At 65.7% G+C, this 13,392-nt stretch carries 14 protein-coding genes and 3 pseudogenes; 7 read left to right on the plus strand and 10 right to left on the minus strand.

Annotated features, from left to right (window positions below):
• Positions 1 to 156 precede the first annotated feature (156 nt).
• Entirely contained in the window at positions 157 to 795 is a 639-nt protein-coding gene (locus tag I71_RS16370; protein WP_042695913.1) for a hypothetical protein, read from the plus strand.
• A gap of 9 nt (positions 796 to 804) precedes the next feature.
• On the opposite strand, the gene I71_RS39785 is transcribed toward I71_RS16370, so the two are convergent.
• From I71_RS39785 to I71_RS16400, 6 genes are all read right to left on the minus strand, one after another.
• Entirely contained in the window at positions 805 to 1,452 is a 648-nt protein-coding gene (locus tag I71_RS39785) for a hypothetical protein (protein WP_083897206.1), read from the minus strand.
• Positions 1,427 to 2,143 carry a transporter substrate-binding domain-containing protein gene (locus I71_RS39790; RefSeq protein ID WP_049976155.1) on the minus strand — a complete coding sequence of 239 codons (717 nt, stop codon included), beginning with the start codon at positions 2,141 to 2,143 and terminating at the stop codon, positions 1,427 to 1,429. Before I71_RS39790 ends, I71_RS39785 begins: the two co-directional genes overlap by 26 nt.
• 7 nt (positions 2,144 to 2,150) lie before the next feature.
• A complete protein-coding gene (locus I71_RS36040) occupies positions 2,151 to 2,714 on the minus strand; it encodes a c-type cytochrome (protein ID WP_083897207.1) in 564 nt (187 codons plus the stop codon).
• Between the two features lie 97 nt (positions 2,715 to 2,811).
• Positions 2,812 to 4,650, minus strand: coding sequence for a methanol/ethanol family PQQ-dependent dehydrogenase (locus I71_RS16390; protein ID WP_042695914.1), 1,839 nt, complete (start codon positions 4,648 to 4,650; stop codon positions 2,812 to 2,814).
• 407 nt (positions 4,651 to 5,057) lie between these two features.
• Positions 5,058 to 5,873, minus strand: coding sequence for an ABC transporter permease (locus tag I71_RS16395; RefSeq protein WP_042695915.1), 816 nt, complete (start codon positions 5,871 to 5,873; stop codon positions 5,058 to 5,060).
• Positions 5,870 to 6,658, minus strand: a complete 789-nt coding sequence (locus I71_RS16400; protein ID WP_042695916.1) for an ABC transporter ATP-binding protein — start codon at positions 6,656 to 6,658, stop codon at positions 5,870 to 5,872. The genes I71_RS16395 and I71_RS16400 overlap by 4 nt, the downstream gene beginning before the upstream one ends.
• A gap of 316 nt (positions 6,659 to 6,974) precedes the next feature.
• Between I71_RS16400 and I71_RS35050 the strand changes: the two genes are divergently transcribed.
• Positions 6,975 to 7,286, plus strand: coding sequence for a hypothetical protein (locus I71_RS35050; protein ID WP_211098395.1), 312 nt, complete (start codon positions 6,975 to 6,977; stop codon positions 7,284 to 7,286).
• Positions 7,276 to 7,658: pseudogene (locus tag I71_RS36045) on the plus strand (transposase); the annotation flags it as partial. The gene I71_RS35050 and the pseudogene I71_RS36045, both read left to right, overlap by 11 nt.
• Before the next feature lie 12 nt (positions 7,659 to 7,670).
• Here the strand turns inward: I71_RS36045 and I71_RS16410 are convergent.
• From I71_RS16410 to I71_RS35055, 4 genes are all read right to left on the minus strand, one after another.
• Positions 7,671 to 8,645 (minus strand): PQQ-dependent catabolism-associated beta-propeller protein, encoded by a 975-nt coding sequence (locus I71_RS16410; RefSeq protein ID WP_042695917.1) that lies wholly within the window; start codon positions 8,643 to 8,645, stop codon positions 7,671 to 7,673.
• 14 nt (positions 8,646 to 8,659) lie between these two features.
• A complete protein-coding gene (locus I71_RS16415) occupies positions 8,660 to 9,928 on the minus strand; it encodes an ABC transporter substrate-binding protein (protein ID WP_042695918.1) in 1,269 nt (422 codons plus the stop codon).
• On the minus strand, positions 9,922 to 10,755 hold the full coding sequence (locus tag I71_RS38325; RefSeq protein ID WP_159107393.1) for a hypothetical protein: 834 nt from the start codon (positions 10,753 to 10,755) through the stop codon (positions 9,922 to 9,924). Before I71_RS38325 ends, I71_RS16415 begins: the two co-directional genes overlap by 7 nt.
• Positions 10,756 to 10,876: 121 nt before the next feature.
• Positions 10,877 to 11,368: a hypothetical protein gene (locus I71_RS35055; protein ID WP_049976157.1), complete on the minus strand. Its 492-nt coding sequence runs from the start codon at positions 11,366 to 11,368 to the stop codon at positions 10,877 to 10,879.
• 229 nt (positions 11,369 to 11,597) lie between these two features.
• Between I71_RS35055 and I71_RS37515 the strand changes: the two are divergent.
• The 4 genes and pseudogenes from I71_RS37515 to I71_RS16430 all read left to right on the plus strand — a co-directional run.
• A pseudogene (locus tag I71_RS37515) lies at positions 11,598 to 12,167 on the plus strand (methenyltetrahydromethanopterin cyclohydrolase); the annotation flags it as partial.
• 160 nt (positions 12,168 to 12,327) lie between these two features.
• Positions 12,328 to 12,456 (plus strand): annotated as a pseudogene (locus I71_RS39795) (triphosphoribosyl-dephospho-CoA synthase); the annotation flags it as partial.
• 117 nt (positions 12,457 to 12,573) lie between these two features.
• Positions 12,574 to 12,780, plus strand: a complete 207-nt coding sequence (locus I71_RS39800) for a triphosphoribosyl-dephospho-CoA synthase (protein WP_042695919.1) — start codon at positions 12,574 to 12,576, stop codon at positions 12,778 to 12,780.
• A partial coding sequence (locus tag I71_RS16430; RefSeq protein ID WP_042695920.1) for an MBL fold metallo-hydrolase occupies positions 12,777 to 13,392 on the plus strand: 616 nt, incomplete at its 3' end. The genes I71_RS39800 and I71_RS16430, both read left to right, overlap by 4 nt.

Below are 13,392 nucleotides of genomic sequence, written 5' to 3' on the forward strand. Positions count from 1 at the left end.
CACCAGCGTCCGCGCGGCCGCAGGAATTGCCAAAGCGACAGCGGTCCCGGCGATGATGGCGGCTCCCGTCCACCTTCCCGTATGATCCATCGGGCTTCTCCTTTTGCGTAGCGGTTTCGATTGCACATGATCGTTTGTGGAGCCATCATTCTTGCCATGCAACGACAGTCCTCCGCCTTCGGCCCTGCTTTCGCCGCCGTCCTGGCCGCTTCCGTATCCATCGGATTGCCTGCCGCCGCTGCTGCGCAGGACCTGAAGAATCCCGATTGGCCCTGCCAGCAAATCCTGGTCCCGGCGCTGTCGCCGGCCTCCGTATGGGATGGCCCGTCGATCGATGGCCTGACGGACGACTGGCAGCGCGATCCCACGGTCGCCACGCTGGTCCGTCGTGCGGCTGACGAGAGCGTCGATCCCGCCACGCTCGAACCGCAGGTCGAGGCGCTGGCCGGTCCGGCGCGGCAGGGCGCCGAACAGGATCGGGACCGCAAGCTCACCCTGGTCTTCGCCGGGACCTTCCAGACGCTGGACGGTCAGCGTAGCGCCGCCATTGCTTCCATCGAGCGCTACGCCCAGCGTCAGCGGGCTCTGCGCGACCGTATCGCCGCCGCCTTGCGCGATCTCGACGCGGCGTCGGGCGACGCCGCCCGGGCGCAGGAGATCAAGAATGCCATCGCCTGGGACCGTCGCATCCTCGACGACCGCCGCCGGGCGCAGACTGCTGTGTGCGAGCAACCGGCCCGGATCGAGCAGCGGCTCGGCCAGATCGCCCGGATGCTGTCGGCGCTTCTGTCGTGAACCGGGCACTCAGTTCGCGATCTTCGATGCAGAGGTGGAGGTTGCCGGATCGGGGGCCGGTTCGACCGTGACCAGCTCGTGCCCGGCAGCCTTCCAGCCGTCGGTGCCGGCCGGAAACCATTTGACCGCCCGATAGCCGAGAGCGATCGCACGCTTGGCTGCATTCCAGCTCATCCAGCAATCGGGTTGGCAGAACACCACCAGCGGCCGTTGGCGGTCGCCGACGGTCAGCGCCTCCAGGCGGGTGCGGAAGTAGGTCTCCTGTTCGGGCGAGGGAGCGCCATAACCGACATTCGGCAGCCAATGCGCGCCGGGAAGGCTGCGGTGCGGCGGCGGCACCCAACGGCTGTCCGCCGCAAGACCGTCGGGCTTCGGCGGGGTCGGCAACACATCGACCAGGATGGCGTCGGCCCGGGCCAGCCGCTCCACCTCCGCCACTCCCACGGTTTCGGCGCCACGCAGGCCGGGTGGGGTAGGCGCCCTGTAGTCGGCCATGCGGTAGCCGTCCGGCTCGGCCTCCGCCACCCGGATGCTCCCGTCGGCATTGACGAGCGGAACATGGTATTCGGCGAGAATGCGGTCGATGTCACCCTGGCGGCGGACGATGAAGTCGTTCAGCCAGTGTCGCCAGTCAGGCTCGTCCGGGCGGATCCCCATGGAGATCATGTACTGGGAAGGCGATGTCCCCGGCTCGTCCATAAGCGGCACGACTGTCAGCGGCACCTGTTGCCGGGCGGCGAAATAGGCGCGATAGGACCCCAGAGGATGCGGCATCGGTGCGGGCCGCCGCCACATCGTCCACCGCCTGCTGTGCCGGATGGTGGGCGCGCGTGTCGATGTCGAGCTGGTAGGGCTCCAGGTTGGTCAGCCCGTGGCGCAGCATCACCGCTGACGGCGGCGTGCGGGCGACGACGCCGATGCGTGCGCCCTGCAGCGACGGATCGGCAAGCGTCCTGGCGGTGATCCCGGAATCCTTCCGATAGATCAGTGCGTAGGTCGACCGGTAATAGGGATTGGTGTTCTGCATCAGCTCTTCGCCGACCGCCGTCCCCATCACCAGATCGCACTGACGGGTGCGCAACGTGTTGCGGACGAAGCCGATGGTCTGCGGCCACCATGTAAAGGCCAACGGCACCTTCAGGTCGTCGGCGATCAACTGGGCGATCCGGTTCTCGTAGCCTTCGCCACGGTCGTTGGAAAAGGGGAGCAGATTGGCATCGGCACAGACGCGCAACACGTCGGTGGGTATGCCCTCCGCCGCGGCTGATCTGGCAACGGCCGCAGCCGCCGCGCAGAAGGTGACGGCCAGCAGCAGGGCACGCCTGGGGAAATGGGACCGGTGGGTCATGCCGGCCTCATGATGGCGTCTTGAACCGCTCTGGCCGGCCGCGGCCGATCTTGTCGTCCGAGCGTGCCTTGAGATAGCGGTAGATGTCGGCAAGGTTCAGCATCACGTTGGGGTCGGATCCGAAGGTCGGCATCACCTTGTCGCCGGTTGCGCCCATGTTCTTGCGGCCGTTGGTCACCACGTCGGTGAACTGCCAATAGTCCATCCGCTTGAGTGAATCGGCCAGTGCCGGCGCGAAGGAAGAGCCGAGCCCGTCGGGTCCGTGGCAGACATGGCAGGACGAGGCGTACCGCCGATAGCCATTGTAGGTCCCCTGGTCGACCTTGCCGTCCTTCACCGCGTAGAGCGGTACGCCCTGGTCGTCCACCAGTTCTTCCGGGTCGGCGACCTTCGCCTCCTGCGGTGCGTCCTTTCCCGGTGACGTTTGGGCGGACGGGGTTTGGGTCTGGTTCTGCTGTGTCTGGCTTTGGGCCGGCTTCTGTGCGGCAGCCTGCTGGCCGAACGCCGTACCGAGGGTTACGGTTGCGGTGAACCCGACGGCGGCGCACAGCCCGATCAGGTGTTTGGGCATATCACGGTGTCTCCCACTGCCTTTGCATAGGCTTCGTTGCCATCAGCCTGGAAAGGGATGGGCGCCAGCCTCCCGGACCGGCGCCCACTTTTGTGCGTCACTGGTTGTCGGGCAGCGCGAAGACGGTCAGCGTGCCGCCCAGTTGGGTATATTCGCCCAGTGCCTTGTGTGCGCCGACCGCACCCAGGCCTTCCTGCTCGCCGGTCAGACCGGCGGCCAGCCCGATGCCGGCCCAGCCACCGACGCCCGACAGCACAGCGATGTACTGCTTGCCTTTGTGCATGTAGGTGTTGACGTTGCCGATGATCCCGGAGGAGGTTTTGAAGGTGTAGAGATCCTTGCCATCCTTCAGGTCGAACGCCTTCAGATAGCCCTCCAGCGTGCCGTAGAAGCCCAGACCGCCCTTGGTCGACAGGGCGCCGCTCCATACCGCGAAGCGTTCGGGCTTCGACCAGACGATTTTGCCTGCGGCCGGGTCCCAGGCGATGAAGTTGCCCATGCCGCCATGCGAATCAGGCGCCGGATACATGCTGAGCGTCGCGCCGACATAGGGCTGGCCGGCGGAATACTCCACCTTGAACGGCTCGTAATCCATGCAGATGTGGTTGGTCGGCACATAGATCAGGCCGCTTTCCGGGGAGTAGCTGGCCGGCTGCTGGTCCTTGGAACCCAGTGCCGCCGGGCAGACCCCTGTGGTGTTGTGGTCCTCGCCCTGGGCGAAGGTGCTGTATTTGTCGTTGACCTTCGGCCGCCCGGTCTTCATGTCGATCTCGCTCGCCCAGTTGACGGACGGATCGTATTTCTGGGCCACGAGCAACTCGCCGTTGGTGCGGTCGATGGTGTAGCCGAAGCCGTTGCGGTCGAGATTGACCAGAACCTTGCGCTTCTGGCCGCCAATGGTGACGTCGGCCAGGATGTTCTCATTGACGCCATCATAATCCCATTCGTCGAAGGGCGTCTTCTGGAACACCCATTTCGCCTGACCGGTGTCGGCATCACGGGCGAAGATGGTCATCGACCATTTGTTGTCGCTCTTGGCACGGTCCTTGTCGACGGCGCGCTGTGCCGGGTTCCAGGTGCCCGGATTTCCGGTGCCGTAATAGATCAGGTTCAGTTCGGGATCGTAGGTGTACCAGCCCCAGGTTGTGCCGCCGCCGATCTTCCACTGGTCCGCCGGCCAGGTCTTGATGCCCAGGTCCGGTTCGCCGATCGGCTTGCCGAGCATCATCGTCTTCTGCGGGTCGATCATCACGTCCTTGTCGGGACCGGTCGAATAGGCTCGCCACACCATCTTGCCGGTGTTGATGTCGTAAGCGGTCAGGTGACCGCGCACGCCGAACTCGCCGCCGCTGATGCCGACATAGACCTTGTCCTTCACGACGAGTGGGGCGGCGGTCAGCGTCTCGCCCTTGCTGGCGTCGCCGTTCTTGGCCGACCAGACGACCTTGCCGGTTTCGGTGTCCAGAGCCACCAGCGTGTTGTCGGCCTGCCCCAGGAACAGCTTGTTTCCAGCGACCGCGACGCCGCGGGTGACGGTATCGCAGCACATCACGGGAATGACCGACGCATCCTGTCTCGGCTCATACTTCCACTTGATGCGGCCATTGTCGTTGAGGTCGAGCGCATAGACGATGTTGGGAAAGGGCGTCGAGATGTACATCGTGTCGCCGACCACGATGGGACCGCCTTCATGCCCGCGCAGCACGCCGGTGGAGAATTGCCAGACCGGCCGCAGGGTCTTCACGTTGTCGCGGGTGATCTGGTCGAGCGTGCTGTAGCGCTGTCCGGCATAATTGCCGAGCTGCAGCGCCCAGTTGGCCGGATCCTTCTGGTTCTTCATGATGTCGTCGTTGGCGAAGGCACCAGTGACGGCAACGGTGGCGGTGGCCACCTGGATCGCGGCGGTGACGAGCAGACAGCGCACAAAGGGGTTCATGTGTTTCCTCCCGTTTTTTGGCGGTGGCCCCGGGGTGATCCCAGGGACTGTGCGGCGGCAGGCGGCGGCTTCCCAAAAGGCGATTTTCGAGAGGGGAGCTCCCTCGACGGCGGATGCGTGGCGCGGATCAGGGAGACGTCGGACGGATCGTGCGCCGATGCTCCAGATGCAACTGCTTGGGCATCGCAGTCTTGCCGGTCCCAATTGGCGGGACGCGACCGTTGGCGGGGTTCTAAACTGCCCCGCTCGATGTTGGTGACGCTGATAATCAGTTTGATCAAATAAAAATATGCTGTGAAGATTATTTTCCGTCTCCTCCCTAAAGTTTTCAAAAGAGGCGAAATTGCTACATGGAAGAGGATAAGAGCTACCTCGAATGGATGGCGATCAGGTTGCCGCTCCTGATGTCAGGCCTGTTCTGCCGGTCCGCCACGCCGCGCCCAGAATCCACGCCCCGGATCATAGGCCAGGACAGCGGCGCCGAGGAACAGCGCGAGACAGCCGGCCACCCACAGCAGCGCCGTCACCTCGACTCGGAGGTACAGGCTGAAGCGGATCAACTCCACCGCCTGGGTGAAGGGGTTCCAGGCGGCGATCTGGTACAGCGTCGGGCTGCCTTCCCTGATCCGCCAGAGCGGGTAAAGAGCGGAGGAGGCGAAAAACATCGGGAAGATCACGAAGTTCATCACCCCGGCGAAATTCTCCAGCTGCCGGACGAAGGACGACAACAGAAGACCCAGCGCCCCCAGCATCAGCCCGCTGAGCAGCAGTGCCGGCAGTGCAGCAAGGTATCCCACCGGCGGCGGTTCCACCCCCCACAGCCATGCGATGCCCAGGAATACATAAACCTGGGCGATCGACACCGCGACGCCGGCCAGCAGCTTTGCGATCAGCAGGTACCAGCGTGGCAGCGGGCTGACCAACAGTGTCCGCATGCTGCCCATCTCGCGGTCATAGACCATCGACAGTGAGTTCTGCATGCCGCTGAACAGTTGGATCATGGCGACCAGCCCCGGAACCACATACTCGTCATAGAGGATGTAGGTGTCGTAGGGCGGGATGATCGAAACGCCCAGCACGGCGCGGAAGCCGACGGCGAAGATCGCCAGCCAGACCAGCGGCCGGACCAGCGCCGCGAAGAAACGCTCACGCTGGTGCAGGAAGCGCAATCCCTCCCGTATGATGATGCTGCGCAGGCAATACCAGTACGTGGCGGCAATCATGGTCGGCGCTCCCCCGTGGTCAAGGAGGCAAAGGCGGCAGGAAGGGCGGTGGTGCCGGTTTCGGCGCAGACGTCCCGGACGCTGCCGGTGGTGCGCAGTCGGCCCTGGTGCAGCACCACGACGGAATCCTCATCATCAGCCTCGTCCATCAGGTGGGTGGCCCACAGGACCGCCAGCCCCTGTTCACGGCACAGCGCCCGGACATGGCCCAGGATGAGGCGACGTGAGTCCGCATCCAGCCCGGCTGTCGGTTCGTCGAGCAGAAGCAGGCTCGGACGGTGCAGCAGGGCGCGGGCAATTTCCACCCGTCGTCGCTGGCCGCCGGACAAGGCGCGCACCTTGTCGTCGGCACGGTCGATCAGGCCGATGCGCGACAGTTCCTCCCGCGCGCGCACTTCGCAATCCGATGGGGCCATGCCGTGCAGCCCGCCATGGTAACGCAGATTCTGCCGGACGCTGAGGTCCAGGTCGAGCGTCGGCTGCTGGAACACCACGCCGATCCATTCCAGCGCGCGGGTGGGCTGTTGCCGCAGGTCGAAGCCGAAGATGCGGATGGCGCCTGTCCGGTTCGAATAGAGCCGGGTGATCAGCGAGAACAGCGTCGTCTTGCCCGCCCCGTTCAGGCCGAGCAGCATAGTGAAGCCGCCGGGCGCCACGGCAAAGGACACGCGGTCCAGTGCCCGACGCTTGCCGAAGCTGTGGCTCAACGCCTCAACCGCCAGGGCGGGAGGACCGTGGATCGCGGGAATCGGCAGAGGCTCCGCCGAGATCTCGGCTTGGTACATCCTGTCTTCCCCCAAGGTCACGCCCCGTTCGGTGCCGCAGCAAAATCCGATGCGCTGCGGTCGCCATTGGGCGGTCGCCTTTGTTCGGAAGGGTCATTGAAAAAATGACGTCCTCGCTTGATTGTTGGCATTGCAAGCGATTGTTCAAGATGCTTTTCGGAGGGGATGGAGTTTGACCCCGACGGCAAATCCGGACTGCGTGGTGGTGGCACTGCCCGCGTGGGCGCTGGCGGCCAGCGCATGCTGTGGCGGGCGGACGGTCTCCGCGATTGATCTGTTCGCCGATTCGGATACGGCTGCCTTGACCACTCCATGCTTGGCTCTTCCGTCGCGCCGGCTGCGCATTCCCGCCGGGGCGGTTCGGCGGGCATTGGCCTTGCCGGCTCTGCGTGGGGTGTCGCTGGTCTATGGCGCCGGTTTCGAGGACCGGCCAGATCTGCTGGTGGCGCAGGAGCGCGACCGGCCGGTGATCGGTAATCGTCCGGAGATGGTGGTACGTGTGAAGGATCCGCTCGCCTTCGCCGCTCCGCTTGCCGATCTCGGGATTCCACATCCGGAGGTCTCCCTTTCGTTGCCGAATGGCGAGGGATGGCTGGTGAAGCGTGCCGGCGCCAGCGGCGGGTGCTGATCCGGCAGGCATCGTCGCTCCCTATGTGCTCGACGGACCGATCAACGCCACCATCTTCCGCCCCTACGTCGAGCAGGTTCTGGCCCCGACCCTACGGAGCTGCGACATCCTCATCCTCGACAACCTCTGCAGCCACAAGATTGCCGGCGTCCGGGAAGCCGTCGAGGCGCGGGGCGCGCGTGTCCTTCACCTGCCACCCCACAGCCCTGACTCAATTCCATCGAGCAAGCCTTCGCCAAGCTCAAGACATTGCTCCGAAGGGCCGAAGTGAGAACCCGTGACGGGCTTTGGAGCGCAATCGGACGCATCATCTACCTATACAAGTCAGACGAGTGCCCAAACCTCTTCAAAAAAAGCAGGTTCCCAACCTGATCGGAAAATACTCTATGGTTTGACCACGATCCCCCAGGGAGCGCCGCCGACCGGAACGCTCTTGATCACCTTGTTGCGGTCCAGGTCGATCACCGACAGGTCGTTGCTGATGCCGTTGGTGGTGTAGAGCCGCTTTTCATCGGGGGAAAAGGCGAGGTTCCAGACGCGCTGCCCGACCAGGAAATAGCGTTTCACCTCCAGGCTGGCGGTGTCGATCTCGGCGATCCGGTTGGCCGGTCCCAGCGCCACGAAGGCGCGTTTTCCGTCCTTGGTCATCTGGATGCCGACCGCCTGGATCGCCTCGCGTCGGACGCCGGTGACCTCGAAGCGGATCTTCTTGATGACCTTGAGGGCTGCCGCGTCGATCACGCTGACCGTGCCGCCGATCTCGCTCGACACCCAGACTTGCTTGCCGTCGTCAGTGAAGCGGGCGACGCGCGGCCGGCTGTCCACCAGCACGTTGCCGACGACGCTGTGCTTCTCAGTGTCGATGAAGTGGGCCATGTTGGTGGTTTCGGAGGTGTTGACCAGGATCTTGCCGTCGGGGCTGATTCCCATCCCCTCGGGCTCGACGCCGACCTGGATATTGCCGATGGCCTTGCGTTCGGCGACGTCGATCACCGTCACCATGTTGTCGTTCTCGTTGGCGACATACAGCTTCTTCCCGTCCGGCGACAGCACGAACAGTTCCGGATCGGGGCCGGATGGCAGGGCGTGGACGATCGTGCCGCTGGCGATGTCCACCACGTCGATGCGGTTGTCGTCGCCGACGCAGACATAGAGCTGTGTTCCGTCTGCGCTCAGCGTGATGCCGCGTGGGCGGCGGCCGACCTTGATCTTGGTCTTGATCTGAAGGCTGTCGCCGTCGACCACGGCGATCTGGTTGTCCTTCTCGTTGGACACGAAGATGGTTTCGGCGAGCACCGGCTTGGCGATGATGACCGAACCGGCGAGGAGCAAAAGGGTCCAGGACAGCAGTAATCGCATGATATGGTCCGCCCTTATCGGTTGAGACGGCATTTGCTTTCCGGCGCATCGTCGCCCAGCGTATCGAGAGGCGTCACCGGATGCAGGAATCCCTCCTGCGGCGACACCGAAACCAGCATCCGCGGTCCGGCGATCAGGATCGGCTGCCGCATCTGCCCGTCCCAGGCGCGGAAGGACAGTGCCTCCCCCTTGAAGCCGGCCAGCTCGAAATCGGGGCTGTGCAGATAGCCGGTCAGGTCGTCGAAACCGGTGGCGCTGGTGCGGGCCGCCGCCTCCCCGACGCTGCGGACCGCCAGCCACGCGGCATAGTCGCGTGCCGTCATCCAGCGGCCGGCCAGCTTTTCGAAGCGGCTTTGCAGTTGGGTGCCGCCCCACTGTTCGTTCACCCGCGACCAGGCGGTGGCGGAAAGGCCCTGGGTGCCGGCGACCGGGCGGGGATACCAGGTGCGGCCGTCGAGATAATCGCCGAACTCGCCCGGTTCGTCGGCGACAACCAGCACGTCGTAATCCGGCCCCTGGGTGGCAAGCGGGATGTCCGACTGGATGGTGGTGACGCCGGTGTCGGTGCGCCGGTTGCCGGTGTCGAAGGTCCAGGATTTCTCGGCGACGATCTTGCCGCCGAAGCGCTTGGCGGCGCGTCGCACAGCTTCCGCATAGAGCGTGTCGCCGGTATCGCGGCCGGTCAACAGGCTCCACCGCGTCCATTTCTTCCAGGCGAGATATTGTGCCAGCGCGTCTGCCAGCATGCGGCGGCTGGGGGCGGTGTGCAAGATGTTGGCCCGGCACTGCTCGTTGCGCAGCACGTCGTCGCTGGCGCGCGCGTTGAACAGCAGCATGGACTTGGCTTCCGGCCGGTCGGCGGCGGCGAGCAGCGCATTGGCCGGCAGGTCGGCGACGACGAAGCGCACCCCCTCGTCGGCCAGCGCCTTCACTCCGGCGGCGATGTCGCCGTCCTGCGGCAGGACCTGTTCCACCAGCCGGTAGCTCTGCTTCAGGAACACGCCCGTGGTGTTGTTGTCGGCGAGCGCCAGCCGGGCGCCCTGAAGCCCCTCGTCGGTCGCGACCGGCTCCAGAAAGCTCAGCGGCGTACGCGGATCCTCCTGATGGCCGAGATAGCCGATCAGCATCACCTTTGTGTTGCCGTCCTGCGGACCGCTCTCCTGGGCGGTCGCCATTTGTGCAAGGGCCAGCAGCCCGATGACCGGCAGCACGGCGGACGTCAGCCGCCGCCCCAGTCTCGATAAGTCGGATCGTCGATCAGGCCATTGCCAGAATTTCACCATGCCCTCCTTCCGCAAGGTCGCCGATGAACCGATGGGCGCGGGTGGTGCCTGCGCGCTCGAACCAGCTTCCGGTTCCCTCCAGGGCACGGCGCAGCAGGTGAAGGAACAGCCAATCGCGCGTGCCGCCGTCGGCGAAGCCATCGGGTACCGTGGCCTGCCGCCGACCCAGCAGCCGTCCGCTGTCCGGCCCGCCAGTGCCGCTCGCAGTCCGCCAAGCAGAGCGGCAAGGTCCTGGCCGGTGCGGCGTTCAAACCGTTCGCTTCGATCCGGCCGCCAAGGCACTGGACGGCTTCCGGCGGCGGCTTCCCGCCCAGGAAGATGACGTTCCGGGCGCCACCGGGAACGAGGGCAGCAGTCGGGACCACCCACCGTTCCCACATCCGCGGAAACGCCATCGCCCGATCCGGCCCGACAACCAGGGCGATGTTGCACCGGTTGCGGCCCACCGTCGCGCCGATGCGTTTGGCGAGGCTGAGCGCGGCGAGTACGCCATCCGCTTCGGCCGCCAGCCCGGCGATCAGCGACGCGCGGCTGGAATGCAGCAGCCGGTCTACTTCGGCGATGGCATCCTCCGTCGATATGGCGGTTCCGCTCCCGCGGGCATCCATCGGAACCGGTGTGGAGCGGCGGAACAGCCGGTCAGCCTGTGGACAGACGGTCGGTCGCGGAGCGATGCCGGATTCATCCCGGTCGATTCCGATGTCTCCACAGCCGAGGCCGCAGAACGGACAGAGAGTGTCGGGGTGGAAGGTCATGGCCCCCCAATCGCCCGAACTGAGCAAGGATGTCAGTGAGAAGAATTCGGACGTCCCAACGGCATTCGCCATGAATTTCCCAAGCATCAGTTGCGAACAGCCGAGCCGTATGCTTGGGCGTCGTCGGTTTTCAGCAGGCAGGGCGGTCGCTTCATACCCGGTTTACTCCCTGAGTTCCCGTGTCCCATCCGGGTTACCGCGGGTGGATACTCGTTCGCGCTACGGACAATTTTGTTTGTAACGCTAACATTGTGCGAAGACCCGCGCAAAGGGAATGCAGATGAGCGACCTGCGCAATCGGATAGGGGAGGTGTGGGTCCGTGCGCCCGTGCGCCTGCATGCCGGCTTCGTCGATCTGAATGGCGGGCAGGGGCGTCGTTTCGGCAGCCTCGGCATCGCCATTGACCAGCCGGCCATTGTCCTGCGTGCCCGTCCGTCCGACCGGCTGGCCGTCAGCGGTCCATCGTCCGACCGTGTCCGCAACAGCATCGAACGTCTCGGCCGCGAGACCGGCCTGTCGGACGCGGTTGCCGTGACGATGGAGGAGGCGATTCCGCCCCATGTAGGGTTGGGGTCCGGCACGCAGACCGACCTTGCCGTTGCCGTGGCACTTGTCTGTTTGGAAGGGATGGACACCGCCGCCGGCAATCTGGCCCGTGCGCTGGAGCGGGGAGCGGTCCGGCATCGGGCCGGCCGCCTTCGAACAGGGCGGGGTGCTGCTGGAGGGTGGCCGCGGCGGGCTGGACGCAGCACCGCCGGTGATCGCTCGGGCACCGTTCCCGGAGGACTGGCGCATCCCGCTCCTGCTTCACCATGGCGGCCATGGGCTGCATGGTGCGTCGGAGGCCGAAGCGTTCCGCCGGCTGCCGCCCTTTCCGTCCGACTCCGCAGCTCAACTCTGCCGCCTGATGCTGATGGTGGCCCTGCCAGCTCTGGTCGAAGGCGATGTGGACCGGTTCGGGCAGGCCATCGGCGAGCTTCAGCGCATGGCCGGCGACCATTTCGCCCCGGCTCAGGGCGGACGTTTCACCAGCCCGCTGGTGGCCGAGGCGCTGGTTTGGCTGGAGAAGCAGGGCATTGCCGGCATCGGCCAGAGTTCCTGGGGGCCAACCTTGCTTCGCCGTTGTCGCGATACGGTGCAGGCGGAGCGGTTGGCTGACGAAATACGCAGGCGCTGGGCCGGTTCGCCGCTGGAGGTGGCGACGCACAAGGTGCATGCGCTGGGCTTTCCGCTGGAGTATGTCGTCGACGGAATCGGTATCGCCCCCCTGCTGCCGCCCGGCAAGGGCTTCTTCGAGGCGAAGGGGCGGACCAACGACGCCATCCTGTTCGGCGGCACCGTCCAGCTTTTCGTCACCGGTCCCGACGATGCAGCGGCCCATCTGGTGCAACGCCTGCCCAGCACTCAGCCCTGCGACTACGTCCGCCCCTTCGCCGAGGTGTTCGCGGCGGTGAACACAGATTTCTACGCCATCGACCCGCTGCTGTTCGCCCAGGCTCGCGCGGTGGTCACGGGGCTCGACGGCGGCCGCAGCTTCCATGGTGAGCATCTTGCGTCGGACTGCTCGACAGGTCCTTTGCAGGGACCGTTGGATGAGCGCCGCAGCTGCGGAGCTGTTCATGGTCGTCTGCCGGGCGGAGGTGATGGCGCTCACGCCCGGCAATGTCCATGTGCACGCCGCCGGCCATGGTATGACGCTGGAGGACTTCCTGCTGTCGGCGGAGGCCGCGGCACCGGAGATCGCATGCTTCGGCGCTACGGTCGGCGCACGACTCCTGCGGACGGTGGTGAGGTGCAACACCAATCTGGGCATTCTGCTGCTCAGCGCCCCCTCGCGCCCGCACCGCCGAGATGCCGGCCACACACCCGCTGTGGGACAGGGGGCCGCTGTGCTGTCCGACGCCCGTGAGATGCGCCGGCAGCTCGCCGCGGCGTCCTCGGCGACGGTCCCGCGCGAACACCTGTTTGTCTTCGATGCGCGGCTGAAATGGCAGAGCATCAATCCCGGCACATCCGCGGACCTTCCCGTGCTCAGCCTCTTCGCCCATGGGCTGGAGAGGGAACAAGCCGACCAAGACGGGGCCCCGCTGGCATGACGACCGCGCTCCGCCTCCCTGTCGGCGGCACCGTCACGGCCCTGTGGCTCCTCGCAGGCGTTTCGGCCCTGGCGGCCGAAACGCTGCCGGTCACGGAGGTGGCGCCAGGCGTCTTCGTCCATCGGGGCACCGTTGCCGAACCGGCGCCGGACAACCGCGGCGATACGGCCAACATGGGCTTCATTGTCGGCGACAGCGTCGTCGCGGTCATCGACACCGGCGGCACACCCGAACTGGGGCGTCGCCTGCGCGACGCCATCGCGGCCCGGACCGACAAAAAGCCGGTCATCGTCGTCAACACCCACATGCACCCCGACCATGTCTTCGGCAATGCGGCCTTCCCCGACGTGCCGATTGCCGGCCATGCCAACCTGCGCGACGCGCTGGCCGCCCGCCAGGATGTCTATCGCCAGCGCCTGAGCGAGGGGTTGGGGGCGGATGCCGCGGCCGGGATCGCCCCGGTCCGGGTGGATCGGCCGGTGGCCGACGAGGTGCGGATCGACCTCGGCAACCGCATCCTGGAGCTGACCGCCTATCCGACCGCGCACACCAACAACGACCTGACCGTATTGGATCGCAAGACCGGGACGCTGTTGCCGGCGACCTGCGTTC

Source organism: Azospirillum sp. B506 (genome assembly GCF_000333595.1).
Classification (GTDB): domain Bacteria; phylum Pseudomonadota; class Alphaproteobacteria; order Azospirillales; family Azospirillaceae; genus Azospirillum.